Here is an 18,670-nt window from a genome sequence, read left to right on the forward strand (position 1 = left end):
CAATCTCGCGATCACTTTGATCCACCGCTCTGGTTCCTGCCACATTCGGCAGACCCGGCGCCATTTCGCCTCCTGTCCTCAACAAGCGCTTGCTCTCCTCACTTCTCTCAAAGGAGGCCAGCAATCATTCACAAGCCCTGCGCAATCGGTACCGTAACCACTAGACACAGCCATGCCTTTCTGGTAATATGTAGCAAAGAGCAGAAAATGTAGAAGGATTAGCAGGGAAATTTGCAAAATCCTGGCTTTTAAACAACGCTGAAGTTATTACTGGGGTGCATCTAGATGAAGATGCGAGAAAAAAGTTTTTCTTCTTCTATTGGGTCATCAGGTTAGTAGCCTTTGAATATATATTTACTGTAAAAGGTAGTCCTATCCAGGGGAGAAGCGCTCATAAGATGGAACCGATAAAAGAAGCTGCCGGGAACATCCCACATGCAGCATCCTTTCCGGTCTACCTGACACGCTTTGTGGGGCGGGAGGACGAGCTTGCCACGCTCACCTCTTTGCTCACAAACAAACGCCTGCTGACCCTCGTAGGAGCTGGCGGAGTAGGTAAAACGCGCCTGGCGTTGCAGGTTGCGACGAAATTGAGCGGCTCCTTCGATGATGGTATGTATTTGATTGAATTAGCCCCGCTCTCTGATCCGCAACTGGCTCCACAGGCCATCGCTTCCGCCCTCAATATGCGAACTGATCGCGATAGCTCGCTGATCGCATTGCTCAAATCCGAACTGGCGGAGCGGAATGTTTTGTTGCTGCTGGACAACTGCGAGCATGTTGTAAGTGAATGCGCTACACTGGTGGAGGCCCTATTGCAAGCCTGCCCCAGGCTGCATGTCCTCGCAACAAGCCGGGAGCCGCTAAGAGTCGCTGGAGAAGTGACCTGGCGGGTAACGCCGCTGTCAATACCCGACCCCAACCAGCATCTTGCTATCGAAAAGTTGATGTGTTACGAAGCTGTACAGCTTTTCTACGAGCGGGCAATGGAGAGCAATCCGCGTTTTCTGCTCACGCCACAGAATGCCGCGCCGGTGGCGCGTATCTGCGCGCACCTGGATGGGCTGCCATTGGCGCTGGAGCTGGCAGCGGCGCTGCTGCCGATGTATTCGGTGGATCAACTGGCAGCGCGGGTGGACGAGCGTTTTAAGCTATTAAGGTATGGCAAAAGAACCGCGGAGGCGAGACACCATTCGCTGGAGGCAGCGCTGGACTGGAGCTTTGCGCTGCTTACTCCCAACGAGCAAGCCCTGTTCCTTCGCCTGGCAGTCTTTGCGGGTAGCTGGAATGTTGAGGCGATGGAGCATGTCTGCGCCTCGAATGACCTGGCACCGTCGCTGATCGTTGAAACGCTGGTCTATCTCGTGAATAAGTCGCTGATCGTAGCAGAGGAACAAGAGGGAGCGGAGAAAGATACGGTAGAAGTTCGCTACCGGCTGCTTGATACGATGCGACAGTATGCGTTGGAAAAGTTACGACAGGGTGATGATTTCCAGCAAATGATGGAGCAGCACTATGCCTGGTACCTGCATCTCGCGAAAGAGGCGAATACGCACATCTACGGTATGGAGCAGGCACAGTGGCTCCAACGCCTTGAGATGGAAACGCCTGATCTGCGAGCTGCGCTGTCACGCGCGCTGGCAGGCAGGCGGCTCGATGCAGCAGTACGCCTTGCCGACGCGCTGCGCCGTTTCTGGATCATACACAATTATTTTAGCGAAGGGCGATACTGGTTCGATGCGCTGCTGGCGGCAGATAACCAGGAAGCGAGCAGGCTCAAAGGTACGGCGGGCGAGCATCAGGGGATAGAGGACAGGCACAATGGTATGGCGGGCGACCACCGGGGTACGCCCCTACAGGCGGGGTTGAAGGCGCGGGCGCTGTTTGGGGCAGCAGAATTTGCGCGCTACCAGGGAGCATATGATCGCACATGCGCGCTGCTCATAGAGGAGATTGCGCTGCTGGAGAAGCTGGAAGATAGACCGGCACAGGCGGAAGCTCAGGTCTACCTGGGCTTGACAATGGGTTTGCAAGGCAAGTATGAGCAGGGTATGGCGCTCTGCAAGACTGGACTCAGTTTCTATCGCAGCATTGGAGAGCAGCAGGGAACAGGGATTGCCCTGGCAACCCTGGCATTTATTACCCTCGCACAAGGGGACGCTCGGGAGGCAATGGCTTTGAGCGAAGAAGCTTGCCAATTGCTGCGCGAAAGCGGAAATCATGTTCACCTGCTGTATGCATTGTTCACGCAGGCGCAGGCGGCCCTGTTTTTGAAAGCGATAAAAGAGGCTCGCGACGCCTGCCGGAAAGCACTGCGGCTGGCACAAGCTCAACGGCAATCCTACGGCATCGCCGCAAGCCTGGGACTGATCGGAGGCATGGCGGGAATAGAAGAACGCTATGCACAGGCAGCGCGATTGTTCGGCGCGGCACAGGCGTTACAAGAGCGCATCCAGGCTCCTCACCCTCCGGCGGGGCGTGCTCTGCTGGAACGTATGGTACTCTCTATTATTACCAGCTTTGGTCAGGAAAATTTTTTGCGCCACTTTGCGGAGGGAAAGTCCAGTTCACTCGAAGACATCCTGATCGAGGCAGAGGCAATACTTGAAACGCCTCCCGCCTCACGTACAGGGGGGTCGCCGGCTGCCGCAACTGAAGTGGCCGGATTGAGTCCGCGGGAGCTTGAGGTTCTTGTGCTGGTAGCGAAAGGCCTGACAGATGCTCAAGTTGCCAGATACCTGTTTCTCAGTACGCGAACAGTGAGCAAGCACTTGCAGTCCATCTATGCCAGGCTCGGCGTCAATTCACGCAGCGCTGCCACTCGTTTCGCATTTGAGCATGGCCTGGTTTAAGTAACAGTAGAGCAATTACGTAGTCTGATTACGCAATTTTTACCTTGTGTATTGCTCACGTTACCTGTATATTACTCATCAAGACATATTGGAGGAGCAGAGATGTGGGGGGGACCGGCATCACTGTAATTTTTAAGGGTGCTGGACGAAACATCCTGTCACCTCCATATAGATGTCTTGTGCGAGCAGTTTCCCTCTAAAGAAAGGGAAAGGAAAGGTTGAAGGTATGTCGTCATCCCTGACACCCGACCAGCGCAAAGCACTGGTACGGGAGTATCTTGAACATGCCTGGAATACTCAAGAAGGCGATGAAAGGGACTATGCGGCGGAGAGTAGGAAACGGCAGGATGTGACCGGGGATACGGATGCTAAGTATTCACCCGCCACCGTCTATCTCGGTGGTGAGCGGCTGTGTATACCCCTGGCCCAATTGCGCAATGTTGTTCGCGCTACCTTTCCTGATATACGCCTGACGGTCAGCGATCTCGTCGTTGATGGGGAAAAAGTGGTGGTGCGCTGGACCTTGCAGGGAACTGATCTGGGTGGATATGAGGGACACGCGCCAACCGGCAGGCCCATGCAAATGACAGGCATTACTATCATACGCATGGAACAAGAAACTATCGTAGAGGAGTGGAATGAGGTCGATATCGCAGGGATGCTGCGTCAACTTGGATTCGTTTATGTGCCTCAACCCCCCAGGATTACCATGAGACGACCAGGGCCGGCAAAAACATCTCTATCATGAAGACTCGCTCTACTCCTTATCAGCATGCTTGCAAGGGTCTTGCAAGCATTGCACAACCTTTTTAGGAGGCCCCCTTATGGCAAATCAACTGGCAAATCAAGTTGAAGAATTATTGACGGTGCAGGAGGTCGCCAGCATTCTGCGAGTAGATCAGACGACGGTACGGCGCTGGATCAAAGAGGGTACGTTGCCCTCGATCAGGCTTCCCCATCGCGGGAAACGCGAGATATACCGCGTTCGCCGGTCCACTTTGAATGAGATACTCAGCTAGCCTGGTCTGATCGCAGGTTGCGGGATACATACGAATCTAGTGGTGGCAGGCGACCACAAGGCTGGAGTGCGCTCTGCTCTCACCGGTTGCTACACAACTTCCCCCAGTAGCAATCCCACTCCTTATTTCCCGTCCCTGGAACAGGGTAGCGGTTAATCTTGCTCTACGTTCTATCCTACAAGCAAGGTGCGCAGTATCATCCTGGCATATCGAGAGATAACGTGAGTATAATGTGTGCAGTCAACATCATTTGAGATGGAGGAGCGACTGTAGAAACAGGGTAATCGCACGGGTAGCCATGGATGAGGCTTGCCAGGTACGCGACGGCCCGCGTCAACTTGCCAGGAAATAGTATCATGCTAATGGAGAGAAGTATTTCGGTCCTCGCGGGCCTCTGTGCTATATTATTGATTTTCTTTGTGTTGTGGGATGTCTTCGAAGTAATAATTCTGCCGCGCCGCGTGTCGCGGCGCCTGCGTTTGACGGTGCTGATCTATCTGATTACCTGGAAGCCCTGGTCGGCGCTAGCGCGGCGCATGCATAACGATGGCAGGCGAGAAGTATTCCTGAGCTTTTATGGGCCGCTTTCGTTGATACTGCTGCTGGTTGTATGGATGGTGGGTCTGATTGTCGGCTACGCCCTGTTGCAATGGTCGCTGGGGTCGGCGGTATCAGGAATAGGGGAAGCAAGTGGCTTCCCTACTGATCTCTATATGAGCGGCACGACATTTATTACGCTGGGACTGGGAGATGTGATACCTCGCACCGGCCTGGCGCGGCTGGTGACGGTGATAGAAGCTGCCACGGGTTTCGGCCTGCTGGCGGTGGTAATTGGCTATTTACCCGTGCTGTACCAGGCATTTTCGCGGCGCGAGGCCGATATCACGCTGCTGGACGCGCGCGCCGGTTCTCCGCCGAGCGCGATAGAGATGCTGCGCCGCTACGCGCAGGACCGGGACATCAATGCGCTCAACACGTTCTTGCGGGAGTGGGAACGCTGGGGAGCCGAACTATTGGAAAGCCACCTGTCCTATCCCTCGCTGGCCTATTTTCGCTCGCAGCACGATAACCAATCCTGGCTGGCAGCGCTCACCGTGATCCTGGACGTGTGCGCGCTTGTACTGGTAGGTATCGATGACCTGCCAACGCACCAGGCTCGCCTGACCTTCGCTATCGCGCGTCACGCGGCAGTTGATCTGAGCCAGGTCCTCAACTTGCCCCCACCCAGGTATGAGACCAGATTAACGCGCAGGTATAATCTGGCGAAAATACGCAGGCTGCTCAAAGAGGCCGGTATACCGATGCGCGAAGGTGAGGCGGCCGATGAACAATTATCTAAGATGCGGGGCATGTATGAATCGTATGTCAACACGTTATCCGACCGCCTGCTGATGCCGCTGCCGCCCTGGATTCCACCGGAGGACTCTCAAGACGACTGGCTCTCCACCGCTTAGCCTCCGCGCCATAAGCAATCGGTATGCAATAAACTAAATCTATACTCGTCTATTCTTTAGGAGATCTCTCGCATCCGTTGGGGGGGTGCTGGAAAGACCCTGTTCCTGCAGCATTTTTGAAGTGTCTTCGTAAGCTACCTCGTATTCAGTTCTCTGTATGGCCACAAATCCACGCAGGCCGCCTGTTACTTACTGCTTTTTCCAGGATGAGTTTGAACAAATAAGTCCAACTACCCCATGGGCCGATCAATCGGCCCACGACGAAGCCGTAGGGCCGATTGCTGGACTATTTTGTGAAAGTTCATGACAGAATATATAAGGAGGACGAGGCATGCAACGCCGTCTCTTTTCCCGGCTGGTAGGCGTTTTTCTTGTCGTGATGGTCGCGCAGTTGCTTCAATTGAGCATGAACATGACGATACAGGCCGCGAATGCTCAGTCAAGCAACACTGCGCTTATCCAGGCACAATTAACGCCTAGTAGTTACACATTTTACGGCTCAAATCACTCCTGGATGCTTACTGCTACCAGTGATTGGTACCAGCATCAAGGCAACTGGTGCGGTATAGCGAATATCCGTGCCATTCAGGTCTACGATTGGCTCTATTATGATGGTAAGGCCCCTGGCTGGGATAACTCACAGGAGGCCATCCACAACCGGCTCAACTCGTATAGCAGTCCCTGGGGATACGGATCGGGAGGCTACGTCTACTCGGATATCGCAGCCGACGGTGGAACTGACCCCCATTCGATTGCCTATGGGGCCTGGTACGATACGCCTCCCAGCAGCCAGAATCAACCCTACTGGTTCCACAACTGGATTTACCGCACCAGCAGCACGACCGCGACCTACGACTTCGGCACCGACTTCGGCAAGAATACCGTCTCGCATAATGACCCGATCAGTGTAACCATCGATGGCGGCTATCACTCCTTCGTCGTTGATGGAGTTTGGGCGACCAGCGATCCATCCTATCCTGGAACGACGATTGGCTCAATCGATACCTGGGACCCCTGGCTCAACCACGCCAACCAGTCGATGGATGGCACCCACCCATTTAATCAGACCGAGAACCAGGTATGGTCGCTGACGGACTGGACAACGAATCGTGTGATGTGGGGGCAGGGCTACAACACGCACAACGGCTACGATCCCGACCCTGATACGTCCAATCACTATTACGTCCCACCGTTCAATAGCTATGGCGTTCCCTATCACTGGAACACCTACTTTATCACTATTGAACAGGATCGCATCAACAACGATTACACCTCGTTTGATTATGCCATTGATCAGAATGGCCATTTAGCTCCACATAATTGATGAGCTGGATAACGCCGTTCTTTCGTTATTAGAAACTCCGGTCAATGCATGTAGCTCTGACCGGATGAGCAGAGAGAGGAAAAAATCATGGCGCGCACGAAAAGGCGGGTCGCTCGCAGGAGTACTTCTCAAAGATATCCCGTCACGAAATATAGGAGTAGGCAGATAAAAGGTGAACAATCCAGGCTGCCCGGTGGTACGATCATCGCTTTAGGCGCTGCCTTTGGGATGGTCGCACTATGCGTACTCGGTTTTGCGCTGCTGGTCACCGTTGGACGCGGAAGTAGTGTTGCCAGCGCATCAGGCGGGCCGGTTTCGCACGTGCCCGCCGGTTACGGCTCCCTGAATCACGCTAAAGGGCAGTGTGGCAACGCGGGACAGGTAGCCTGCCCCACCGAGCCTGGTTGGTTTGCCGTGCCGTCCGCTTCGCCGGCCAGTATTGCGGCAGCGATTGCCGGTAGTCCCGATTATGCAGCCATGCAGGGTCACTATGGCTATGTTGCGCTCGATACGCCGGCCCTTGTGCATGCCTACGACGCGCATACCGGTTATGACTATTACGATGACGATCACTGGGTCGTCTCTGTTCGCAATGCCGCCGGATTGCGCTGTGGCATCTTCGATTTCGTCTACGACCGGGCGCGCGGGCGGATGCGCTTCTCCTCGTATGGCGTAATAACTCCCCAGGATGTCCATACGAGGCAGGCGTTTCCCTACATCTCACCGGCGACAGCCATCACGCAATTGCAACACCAGCGCGGCCTCACTCTACTGCCAGGCACACAGCCGGAATTGATCTTTTTTCCCATCGACCCCAGCTTTCCCTACCTTACTTCGCCGGTGCATAACTGGCGAGGAGGAGGAAACTCCGCTATGAACCCCATGTGGCACATCATTGGGTCGGATGGGCATGATTACTTCGTAGGCGCTGACCTGAATGTGCATGTAGCAACGGACCTGCCAGTTGCTAAAGGGCAACCATAGAAAAAAGACCAGAAAAACATCCCCATGACACTGGCGCAGGGATGTTTTTCTGGTCTTTTTTAGTTGGGAATAGAATGAGCAGGATAACTTGTTAGAGTGATATAAATATGGTACTGTTATGCTAAGTCCTGGTATTTGTGCCAATCCGACCGGTCAGCGCTCCATTGATATTTTTAGTAAGGAGATGCGCCCATGGAAACTCCTTTGACCGCCCCAGCTACTTCGCCGCGCGTCGATACGCACCTTGGCAAGTTTTCGCAGGCAGGCACTGTTGTGCTGGCCGCTCTAGCCTTTCTTCTCAGCCAGCCAATCATTGTGTTGATCACCGCGCTTATCCTGGCGATTTCCGCGCTCGCGCCCTCGGTAAGCCCTTACCGGCTGCTCTATCGCTACGTTGTGTTGCCCCTGCACTTGTGGCGACCGCGTATCGTAGAGGATGACCCGAATCCACATCGTTTCGCGCAGGGAGTTGGCGCAATATTCCTCATCGCGTCAAGCATTTTGCTGTTCCTGACACCAGCAACTGTGGCCGGTTGGACGCTCGATCTTATCGTTTTCGCGCTGGCCGCCATCAATTTGACGGTTGGCTTCTGTGCCGGTTGCTTTGTTTACTATCACCTTGGGCGATGGGGCCTGCTACCCCGCGTGCGTTACCAGGGTGGTTTCCATTGGCGTGGAGTGTAAGCGATGTCCGATGGTATGGTGCGACTCGTTGTATTTATCCTGATCGTCGTGCTGCTGTGGATAGTTACATGGGCGGGGCGCCGCTTCGTCGAGATGCGCCGCCGGCAAGCTCTGACGGCGGCTCCATTGGACGTTATGGCAAATGGTCACAGCCCTGAAGCCAGCAGCATTTTCGGCACGAATTCAGGCGCAACACAGGTACGTATTCTGGCCTTTCAAAGCGATGACTGCCACCAGTGCCACACATTACAGGCTCCCGCCCTGCAACGGGTACTTGAGGCATGCGGCGATAGCGTATCTGTGATGGAGATCGACGCTCCTGGCACGCCAGAATTAACGCAGCGTTACCGCGTGCTGACGCTGCCAACTACTGTCGTACTTGACGCCAACGGTAACGCGCGGGCCGTCAATTATGGCTTCGCGCCCACGCAGCGCCTGTTAGAGCAGGTGCAGGCGATACTGGCGCAGTAGGTGTTTGCGGTCGCACTTTACGCTTTTGCAGGCACTGCCTGTACTGCCAGCGCATCCTCGCCTTCCGTCTGCACTTTCATGGCGGTCGAGAGCTTCAAGCCCAGGGCGCTGAGGCAGACCATACCTGAAACGGTCATCAACAGCGCCGCCCAGGGATGCGAGAAGACAAACATGGCCGTAACCTGTTCTTTTTGCAGGTGCAGCAGGCCATAGAAGACCAGCAGGCCCACGGCTTCATTGCTGCCAACCTGTCCAGGGGGTGTGGGCAGGATGTAGAACATATTGTAGACGGTATAGCCGAAAATAGCGGTGCCAAAAGAGATGTAGTAGCCAATCGTCCAGAAGGCGAGCATGGCGAAGAGGCCATCGAAGATGATCGCTACACAGGTGAGCAGCACAGCCGGAATGAAGATCTTCGGCTGGCTGGCGGCCGCGAGCAGCGAATCGACAAAGCCGGTCGCGAATCCTTCGATCTTGCTGCCGATAGCCTTAGGCAACAGACCCGTCATTTTTTGCAGCAGGTTGATGGCGGCGGCGCGTTTCCAGGCAGCAAGCGCTACGAAGAAGATCAGACAGATGAGCAGCCCACCAACGGTCGCCAGCACGAGCCACAGCTTGATATCCATTGAGATGCCCAGAAACGGTACGATTGCCATGATGAAGAGCGCGGGCAGCAAGTCCAGGGCCTTATCCATGGCCACGGTTGGCAGCGATTTGCTGATCGGAATATTGGCAGTGCGTTTGAGCATCAGACTTTTGGCGACCTCACCACCACGGATCGGCAGCAGGAAGTTCAGGAAGATACCGACAAGGAAGAGCTGGATGGCTTTGAAGGTGCTGACTTTACCAATAGGATTGAGGAAGAGCTTCCAACGCATGCCGCGAATAGAGAAGGCCATCAAGAAGGCGACGCCTGATAGCAGGGCAAACAGGATGCCGCGCGGCGTCGTCAGATGTTGTCTCAACACCTGAATAGTGGTTGGCAAATCGACGAAACGCGAGACGAGAAATAACAGGCCGCCGCCTACCAGCAGGCCAAGCGCCACTTTTACTGCCGGAGTATTAAGCAACTGCTTCCATTTCGGCATCTGCTTCTCCTCTGCTGGCGCGACCGGCGTCGCGACGGCCGCGAGTGGCAGCGTGCGCCCAAAAGGCTCGCTTCCATAGAGGTTTACCACCGGAAATGGCCCGGTTTGCTGGATTCCATGGGGCCAGTATCCCTCCTCAAGGTCTGCGACAGGCGCCTGCACCTGATTTCCATTTGCGCCTTTCTGGCGAACGCGAACCGCCGGCATCATGCCACTAAGTCGCATCAGATGCAACGTACTCTGTGTGCTTATATCGTCCTCTGGAATGCCTGGGTAACTATGTGGATGAGGCGGAACATGAGCAAGTTGCGGGGACTGAAATTGCGAATGGCTATTCTGCCTGGCAGGTGCTGAGGGACGCGCGTCGCCCTGTGCCGGCCTGGAGTAGCCACTCCCCTGGCTTTCCAGGTATGTCGGCGTATCCGGTGAAGCTACAGATTGCATAGTGACCGTAGGCTGCATGGCAATATCATTACCAGGCGCATGATTCGCGTTTATCTGCTCTTGTTTATCATGATGTCCATGCGCCATACCTACCAGCCTTGTCCTATTTGGACGCTGGCGCATTGATAGCATCGGCGGTATAGATGGCAAAGAATTTGGATCGTTTTGCATGCAAACCTCGGAAATTTTATAAAGATGGAGCCGCAGACCCCTACATATCAATCAACGCATTGACATATAAACATTAACAGCGGATGAGAAAATTTCTGCTACAAATACTTATGCTTGCGATACCACTCGGCTGTCCGCCTCATACCTTCCTCTAACTGTACCCGCGGCGAGAAGCCAAGTTCATTTCTCGCCCGGCTGGTATCATACACGCGGCTACGCGTGAGGAATTTGACGCGACTGCGCGTCAGCGGTGCTTTTTCGCCCTGCATGCCCGGCACCAGAGCAAAGATATCCGATGCCAGGTTTGCCAGCCACAGCGGGATACTGCCCCCCGGCAATTCCTTGTCCAGCGCGTGGGCAATGGCCGTCGCAAGTTCGCGAATGGTCACCGGATGATCATCGGCAAAATTATAGCTACGTCCGATGGCTTCCGGCCTTCCGGCGCAGAGCAGGAAAGCCGCCGTCATATCATCGATATAAATAGGATGCAGGAGAGCCTTTCCGCCGTCAATGACGCGAAAGAGACCCTTATTGATCGATGAGAAGAAGCCAAGCAAATGCAGGTCGCCGGGGCCATAGACAAGTCCTGGCCGGGCGACGCTGACCGGCAGCCCATCTTCCTTCCAGGCGCGCAGGGCCAGCACTTCTGCTTCTAGCTTGGTCACTTCATAGGGATTGGTAGGCGCGAACGGGGCATCTTCGGCGGCAGGCGTTTTACCCGTTTCGCCATGCACGCCCGTCGTACTACAATGTACGATGCGCCGCAACTGGCTCTGCCCCTTGCAGGCATTAAGCAGCGTGCGCGTGCCTTCGACGTGCGTGCGGTAGTACAATTCGGCGGGCGTACTGGGATGATAGAGCCGCCCAACCAGGTGGTAGATGATGTTCGTGCCATCCACAGCGCGCCGTACCTGCTCTTCATCATTGATATCACCCACAATGATATCTACCGCGTCGCCAAATTGAGCGCGTGCCTTCTGCGCATCACGCGCCAGGATGCGCACTGGTTGCTTTTGTCTCACCAGTTCCATAACCAGCGCCGAGCCTAGAAAGCCGGTAGCTCCCGTTACCAGATTCGTCATTTATGACCTCGCTCCTGAATAGCCCTTGACGCTGATGGCATTTTCTGGGCAGGCCTCGTAACAGAGCAGGCAGCGCTGGCAGGTCGCGTAGTTGACCTTCAGCGTTTTAAGGTCAATCACGTTTGGCAGCGGGCAGGCTTCGACACAGACACCGCAGCGCGTGCAGCTCTCTTCTTTGATCTTTGGGCGCGTGCCCACCAGGCCGGTACTATAGAGCGTGGTGCAAAGATGCTTGCCGCGCTCGGCAACCCAGGTGTAGGGATAGTCCAGCGGGTACATCAGCCAGAAGATGAAGCGATAGAGGCCTTTCTGCTGCGGCAGGCGAAACTTTTTAATCACGCTGACTTCTTCCCCGACAGTTGTCCAGGATGGCTTGCCCATCTGCTCCAGGGCCAGCTTGAGATGGGGAATATCGCGCGGTTTCACGCCGACGAGCTGGCAGCAGACCAGGTCAACTGCAAGGCTCTCGCGGCCCGCGACCAGCACCTGCAAATCGGCTTTATCGCCGTAGAGCGGCCCTTCGCCGTCCTGTCCCACGCTGCCATCAACGATGGTCAGGTCGGGTCGGATGCCCAGGTTCATGTCCACGATGGACTGGTCGATGCCAAAGGTGTGCATCGAGCGGCGGTCGGGACGCGGCAAGAGGCCCATAGGATTTTTCATGCCCAGCGTCATCATTGAAACAACATGCGTCTTGAGGACAGGCAGGTTGATTAAACGCGCCTCGTTCAGAATGCGCGGAATGCGGAAGGCGCGCAGCCGCTTTGCCCCCTTCGGGCGCAATTCAATCCAATCCTCTTCGCCGCCCTCCGGGTCTACACGCAGGATGCGGATGCCATTGTCCTCACAGAATTTTTCGACGCCCAGGATGGTATACGTGGCTTCGCGGTCAAATTCGGTACCGGGCGTTTCGCACAGCACCGGCTCCGCTCCGCAGGCACGTACCTCCTCAGCGACCGCTTTGAGTAAGGCAAAACTGGTGGTTGAACCCGTCTCGGCGTTACGGCCCGCCACGAAATTGGGCTTCAAAATAGCGATTTTAGCGCCGCGCATGACCGATTCCATGCCGCCTATCTGCTCAATCACGCGGTGCGCGGCAGCTTCAATGCCGTCGAATGTGCGCGTGATCGCAATCGTATCAGTATCGGGTCTTGTTGCTAGCATTGTATTGTATCCTTCTCAGGTTAATTTCCTTTGTTCAGCCCACACTTCCGATCCACCGGGCGGAGGGCTGGTGATACCAGGCAGTGTTGCCGGATTTACGCCCGAATCCACTACCGGTTGAGGATTTTTATGGATGACCTGGTAGACCTGTACCACGATTTGCAGGTTGTGGTCATCGCTACGAAAATCGGCCCGCAGGACGGAATGCTTCAACGCGGTTAAGATCAGGTCCATACCGCTACCGGGTTGCGCGCCATAGTTTTGTATATCGCTGAGCATCTCGGAATCGGCTACGATATAGTCGATCCGGTCCCAGTTTTTCTCCAGGGCCTGGACCTGTAGCTCCGGGTCGTAGGCCACGTTCCAGTACACCTCGGCATGAGGGAAAGGAGCGCCATCACCAACCCCGGTTCCTTGAGGCACACGCAGGTCCATGTAGAGGTAGCTGTTTACCACGATAAACGAGTTGTGGGGCACGTGGTCGCGCACCCAGACCATAGCCTCGTCCTGCGCCGACGTAGGATGCTGGTAGAAACGGAAGCCGGTCTCCTGGAGATCGTAAGGCAGGACGACCGCCAGCACAATCAAGAGCAGGACGACGCGCACCGGGTCAAAACGTACCACTTTGCCAACCCAGCCAAGTAGTGTGTTCAGGGCTACACCGGTATTGATGGCGGTCGTCGCTATCAGCGGAATAATATAGAATGACAGTACCTGGCCACCACGAATGAGGAGCAGCCAGAAGCAAATCGACAGCAAGGCCAGCATCAGGTGTTTGCGATTCCACCAGCCATAGATGAGATTAAACGCCGGAATAGCAATGCTGATCGCAATAAAGAATGGATCGTTATCGAGCCAGGTAATCCAGCTTGCGATGAAGCTGCCGCCTTCCTGACTGCGCTCGGCCTGCCCGATCAAGGTATCCAGGATGCTCAAGTGCGGTTGATTATCCCAGGGCAAATGCCAGGCGTAAGGGAATAATTCATTTTTCAATACGGCCAGCAACACAAAGGTCGAGCAGAGCGCGATAATCGCGTAGATGAAGGAGACAAGGCTAAATTTGCGCTGGAATTTCGTTGTGTACAACCAGGCCGCGTAAATCATACCCGGCAACGCTATCAGGAACACCTCTTTCGAGAGGAAGCAGAGGCCGAATGCGATGCCCGCCAGCACAATATACAACAGGCGGCTGCGACTGATTACCAGGAAGTAGATCGAGAGCAGCATCCAGAACGTCGCGATGTTATCCAGGAATATTTGCCGCTGGTAGGTGATGCTCAAAGGCGAGAAGGAGAAGATGACCAGCGCCAGCACTCCGGCTACGCGGCTGCCGGTCATGCGTCTCACTATCAGGTAGACGAGCAGCGCTGAGGCAACGGCGTAGAGCAGCATGAGAACACGGCCACTGTTGAGCGCGTTGCCAAAGGTGAAGAAGCCGCCCGTAAGTTGTATCCAACCCGCGATTTGTATCCAGCCCACCGGCGGGTGACCATAGCCATAGGGATAAGGTGAAAGCGCCCCCTGCGTAATGGCCCAGGCATTCGAAATATAAGTGCCTTCATCCAGTTCGTAGCGCGGGAAATTGAACATATTGTACGCGTGCGCCACAGATGTTGCGGCCAGGGCGACGAAAACGATGATTGCCTCTAACCACGCGGGCAAGGGAGTAGAACTCTTTTGTGGCTTGTTCTCCAGCGTGACGTTGGGCATCATGCGCGTTTCGCTTACCGCAACCTGCTGTTCCTGCTGCGGCATCACTTTTGGCGTGATCGCGGTATAGCCGGTCGGTTTGCGCAAGGGATGTACCTTTTGACCGGTCCTGTTGACAGTTCGCACAATGAAGTTAGGCGCGCGATAGATGATGATGTTGCCATTTGGAATTCCCGGCTGCGGCTGCACGGCAGGGATGGAAGCGGCCTGCGTTTGCAATCCGGCACCACTGGGAGGATTGGGCAATGGAGTATGGGAAGGGCCGGAAACGGCTCCAACCATGGCTGGCTGCCGCGCCTGCCTCGCGCTGCCGCCGGGTCCATTTGGAGACCATGCCTGAGGTGCAGGGCCATTTGTTGCGGGCGCATTGCCTGGAGGAGGCGGTAATTGGGGTCCCGGATGATTGCTTTGCGGATTATAACCGCTGGCAAGGGGCGCAGGCGTTCCTGGTTGGGAGGGCGAAAGCGGCGTCACCGGCGCTGCGTTTATGGCTCCCCCCTGCGCTCCAGGAGCAGGCACCTGACCACCCAGGTTCCAGGGCGGAGTCTGTGGCACACTTCCGGGCCGAACCGATTGCGGCAGCCTCATTGGAGAGCCGGTTGGATTTCCAGGATTTTGGCCTGGAGGGGCCGATAAATCGGCATTGGGCGCGATGAATTGGCCCCTACGGTCTTCATCTTGAGGTTCTGGTATCGAATTGCGAGAAATTGTCATAGTTTTAGATTTCTACCCTCTTACCGCATCCGGTTGCCGCCGGATGCGAAAGAATTGAAACTGGATGGCCCTGGTTGTATGGGAGTTCCTGTACGATGCTGCCCGACATGAGCAGTTTTCTCCCAGTTTGAAGCCCCCCGCATTGCACGATAGACCGCTCGCAAGGCTCCAACACTCAAGACATATTGATATGGGAAAAAGAAAATCATCAAAATGAAAGCCTCGCGCCATCTCCATTTCCGCTGGTGTGCTTTCAGAAACTCATGCAGGCCTGCCAGGTCGATGAAGATCGCCAGCATAAAGCAGTAGAGCGGCAGGAACGTGAAAAAGGTGAGCCAGAGCGGGAATTTGACAAGAAAGATCATGATGATTGCGATTGGCAGCATCACGGCAAAGAATGCCTGCATCTCTGGCAAAATGAGTACATAGAAAGCCAGCAGGCGCTGGGATAATTTCCTCATCTTGAGCCATTCGCCCTTGAGCAAGATCTGAATGAAGCCCTGATTCCAGCGCGTGCGCTGTTTGATAAACTGGCCGATGGAATTTGGCGTCTCTTCCCGCGTGACAAACTCATCCTCATAGATGATTCGGATGCGCGCATGCGCAAGACTGAGGCGAATGCCCAGGTCAGCATCTTCGGTCAGGCAATACTCATCCCAGCCGCCAAGCTGCTCCATGAGTTCGCGCCGCACGAAGACGGTATTGCCGCCGAGCGGCGTCATGCCGATGCGCGCAAAGAAATGCATCGACGATTTGAACCAGAAGAAGTATTCCAGCACGTTCATGAAACAGAACCAGCGCGTGTTGTGATTCATTAACTGCACGCCGCTCTGGATGGCGTCCACATCTTCATCGAGCATGGCCGTATTGATGATATTGAGAATATCGGGGTGTGGCTCATCCTCGGCATCGAAGATGGTCACAACATCTCCACGCGCCACCTGCAAGCCCAGGTTCAGGCTGTGCGGCTTGCTGATCGGCGTATCATTGAAAATGAGCAATTGAACGTTCGGGTCGCCCAACTCGTCGATCTTGGCCTGAGCGACGGCAATCGTGCCCGGATCATCGTCGCGGCAGATTGCAATAATTTGCATCAGTTCTTTTGGATAATTGAGATCATAGACTTTTTGTATGGTTTCACGAAACACGGCTTCTTCATGCCTGGCCGGTAAGAGAATAGAGAAAGAAAGGCACGGATCGCGGTAAACGGTGGGAGCGCGGTTCAGGAATGCATTCTCCGGCGCTTCCCAGATAAAGAGGCGCAGGCGTATATTGAAAACAGCCTGGATCGACATGATCAGGATGATAAGCATATAAAGTATTAGAAAGACGAGACCAAGAACGTTGAAAAACACAACCGCTCCTTATTTGTTTCCTCTGGATCGCTAATGAACTTAACAAATTCACCCGACCATCCTGGGGCCGATGAATCGGCGGTGCCCACGATAAATCGGGGCCTACGGGCATCTCCCTTCATCGACCTCTACGAGCATCCCCTTTCATCGGGTGGAAGATGCACAGTTACCGGCAAAAAATCGAAATACCCTTCATCAACTCCTATGGGCATCTCCCTTCATCGACCCCTACTCTCCGTCACCTTCGCTAGCAAGGCACGTTATATGCCAGGGGGTCGCCCTTATTGCCACAAGTAACGTGCTGCAAAGGACTGATGGTAGACTGGTCGATAGTTGGCACATCAAAGTACCAGGCATCTGCGCCGCCACCGTGATGTAGCGTGACCAGGACCATACTGTTGCCCGCGATGCTGATCTGCAGGCTTTGCCATGGACTGGCGCCGAAAACCGTACTGGCTGGTTCCACGGTCGCAAGTTCATTGTTGGCCGATTTATTAACGAACAGGAGGCTGACCGCCGAGTGGTCGTCATCCTGCGTGGCATAGACACTGATCGGCTCTCGCTGCACCCCCAATGGGATCAGGTTGTTCTGGAGATGCGTGAACATTTGCATGACGCGGTACATCGCCGTCTGTGAGTAGTTAGTGCTGCTGAACAGCGGATACGGTGTATCGACGCCTTCGGCAGAGAAGTACGCGGCATATTCCACCTGCTGGTTCATCATCTCGCCCAGCGTGTCGGCCCACCAGAGCGCGGCCTGCCCGCGCGAGGGACTCGCACCGGCTGATGAGGTAGTGTTGATCTCCGTCACGGCTATAGGCACATCACGCCCCAGGTCTTGCCGGATGAGCTGGCGCAAGGGCGGCAGCAGATAGTTCCATTCCTCAGTGCTGCTTAGAAGCAGTGAGGGGGATGGAGGCTGACTTGCATTGCCGAATGGATAGAAATGGAAGGAGACGCCGTCGAGCAAGGTCACATTATTTTTCTGTTCGTACTGGCCGACCCCTTTCAGGAAATCATCCATCCACAGGTAGCCCTGGGAATCTTTTGGCCCCATGCCGACACCATTGAACTGGCTGATCTCAGGTCCGAAGACCTTGATATTCGGATTGTTCTTATGCATCTGAATCGAATAGGCAATAAATGCATCGACATATTCGGCGACGGTGTAAGGCTTATTCGTATCAGGATTGATGAGCCGATCCGGCTCGTTGCCTACAGACCAGAATTTCACGGGATGTCTGGGCTGCTGCGAGTACCTGGCATCGGGTCCAGCACAGAATGTGCTTTTGGGATTGCTCATATAATCCACCCAGCGGCCTGCCAGGTTGGCGCGCTGCTGCAGGCTCGCCGGTTGACCGCTGGCATCGATGGGACTGGAAAGACGCGCCTGGATCATGCCATCGGCGCCCGTCTGGTAGAGCAACTGGCTGAAGTCATACAACTGCTGGCACGAAAGAATGTGATTCTGGCCTGTCTCATTCTCGCCCCAGCTACCGCCAGGGAAGCGTAAGAGTTCGACATCGGCATTTTTTAGCCCGCTTACAATCGACGGCCCATAGGACATGAAACCGGTAAAATTATTATTCTTCGAGTCCACTGAGAGCGTGCCCTGTTCTGGAAAGACATTGGCGCCAAAGAGATAGGGGCTGATCGGCTCGCTCTGGCGCAGATCAATCAGCGCCTGCTGCTGGCTGCCAAGTTGTAACAGTAGCTGGTCGTTGCTGTCGCTGGCAACCGCGGCTACACGGACACCGGCGAAAATCACCATGACGAGCAGGATCAGGCTGGTGATGATGATGACGCGGCGACGGCCTCTCCCTTTTGGGTTGCGCTGCGGTGGAGCATCCAGCGAAAGGTCTTTCCAACCGCCAGATGTTATGGCTTGCGAACCACCTGGTCGCCCCGAAATCATCGCTCCCCCTCTATTTACGCCGTTGCCTGAATTATTGACCGACATTATTCCCTGCTCCCTGCGTCACGGCATATCCTCATGATGCCTGATACGCTCTCTGTTCAAGTGTGTATCGATATATCTATCTTTTGGAACGCGCGAATATACGTAACTGCACAATATTGTCCTGTCCATAGGACAATTGTCACCTGTTACGCATTCTTTACTATCGGCTGATCATCTTTTTTCGTGATGGTAAT

14 protein-coding genes are annotated in these 18,670 nt (G+C 54.9%); 8 read left to right on the plus strand and 6 right to left on the minus strand.

The genetic code is table 11. From position 1 onward, the window contains the following. Positions 1 to 398: 398 nt before the first annotated feature. From VFA09_05510 to VFA09_05545, 8 genes are all read left to right on the plus strand, one after another. Positions 399 to 2,852: a LuxR C-terminal-related transcriptional regulator gene (locus tag VFA09_05510; protein HZU66713.1), complete on the plus strand. Its 2,454-nt coding sequence runs from the start codon at positions 399 to 401 to the stop codon at positions 2,850 to 2,852. Positions 2,853 to 3,078: 226 nt separating this feature from the next. After that, entirely contained in the window at positions 3,079 to 3,600 is a 522-nt protein-coding gene (locus VFA09_05515; GenBank protein HZU66714.1) for an ester cyclase, read from the plus strand. A 76-nt stretch (positions 3,601 to 3,676) separates the two neighbouring features. Next, on the plus strand, positions 3,677 to 3,871 hold the full coding sequence (locus tag VFA09_05520) for a helix-turn-helix domain-containing protein (GenBank protein HZU66715.1): 195 nt from the start codon (positions 3,677 to 3,679) through the stop codon (positions 3,869 to 3,871). Positions 3,872 to 4,227: 356 nt separating this feature from the next. Next, positions 4,228 to 5,325 carry a potassium channel family protein gene (locus tag VFA09_05525; GenBank protein HZU66716.1) on the plus strand — a complete coding sequence of 366 codons (1,098 nt, stop codon included), beginning with the start codon at positions 4,228 to 4,230 and terminating at the stop codon, positions 5,323 to 5,325. A gap of 331 nt (positions 5,326 to 5,656) precedes the next feature. Beyond that, positions 5,657 to 6,649, plus strand: coding sequence for a hypothetical protein (locus VFA09_05530; GenBank protein ID HZU66717.1), 993 nt, complete (start codon positions 5,657 to 5,659; stop codon positions 6,647 to 6,649). An 87-nt stretch (positions 6,650 to 6,736) separates the two neighbouring features. Continuing rightward, the gene (locus VFA09_05535) at positions 6,737 to 7,633 is read left to right on the plus strand and encodes a hypothetical protein (protein HZU66718.1); all 897 of its coding nucleotides are present in this window, start codon (positions 6,737 to 6,739) and stop codon (positions 7,631 to 7,633) included. A gap of 192 nt (positions 7,634 to 7,825) precedes the next feature. Further along, positions 7,826 to 8,317 carry a DUF4395 domain-containing protein gene (locus VFA09_05540; protein HZU66719.1) on the plus strand — a complete coding sequence of 164 codons (492 nt, stop codon included), beginning with the start codon at positions 7,826 to 7,828 and terminating at the stop codon, positions 8,315 to 8,317. Between the two features lie 3 nt (positions 8,318 to 8,320). After that, on the plus strand, positions 8,321 to 8,788 hold the full coding sequence (locus VFA09_05545) for a thioredoxin family protein (GenBank protein ID HZU66720.1): 468 nt from the start codon (positions 8,321 to 8,323) through the stop codon (positions 8,786 to 8,788). A 17-nt stretch (positions 8,789 to 8,805) separates the two neighbouring features. On the opposite strand, the gene VFA09_05550 is transcribed toward VFA09_05545, so the two are convergent. The 6 genes from VFA09_05550 to VFA09_05575 all read right to left on the minus strand — a co-directional run bounded on the left by VFA09_05550 (position 8,806) and on the right by VFA09_05575 (position 18,476). After that, the gene (locus VFA09_05550; GenBank protein HZU66721.1) at positions 8,806 to 10,407 is read right to left on the minus strand and encodes a lysylphosphatidylglycerol synthase transmembrane domain-containing protein; all 1,602 of its coding nucleotides are present in this window, start codon (positions 10,405 to 10,407) and stop codon (positions 8,806 to 8,808) included. Positions 10,408 to 10,589: 182 nt separating this feature from the next. Then, on the minus strand, positions 10,590 to 11,573 hold the full coding sequence (locus VFA09_05555) for an NAD-dependent epimerase/dehydratase family protein (protein HZU66722.1): 984 nt from the start codon (positions 11,571 to 11,573) through the stop codon (positions 10,590 to 10,592). Next, complete coding sequence (locus VFA09_05560) at positions 11,574 to 12,737, minus strand: DUF362 domain-containing protein (protein HZU66723.1); 1,164 nt, start codon at positions 12,735 to 12,737, stop codon at positions 11,574 to 11,576. 15 nt (positions 12,738 to 12,752) lie between these two features. After that, positions 12,753 to 15,161: a phospholipid carrier-dependent glycosyltransferase gene (locus VFA09_05565; protein ID HZU66724.1), complete on the minus strand. Its 2,409-nt coding sequence runs from the start codon at positions 15,159 to 15,161 to the stop codon at positions 12,753 to 12,755. Between the two features lie 20 nt (positions 15,162 to 15,181). Then, positions 15,182 to 16,516 carry a glycosyltransferase gene (locus VFA09_05570; GenBank protein ID HZU66725.1) on the minus strand — a complete coding sequence of 445 codons (1,335 nt, stop codon included), beginning with the start codon at positions 16,514 to 16,516 and terminating at the stop codon, positions 15,182 to 15,184. A 247-nt stretch (positions 16,517 to 16,763) separates the two neighbouring features. Continuing rightward, the gene (locus VFA09_05575) at positions 16,764 to 18,476 is read right to left on the minus strand and encodes a glycoside hydrolase family 44 protein (protein HZU66726.1); all 1,713 of its coding nucleotides are present in this window, start codon (positions 18,474 to 18,476) and stop codon (positions 16,764 to 16,766) included. Between the last annotated feature and the right edge of the window lie 194 nt (positions 18,477 to 18,670).

This window comes from Ktedonobacteraceae bacterium, from assembly GCA_035653615.1.
Classification (GTDB): domain Bacteria; phylum Chloroflexota; class Ktedonobacteria; order Ktedonobacterales; family Ktedonobacteraceae; genus DASRBN01.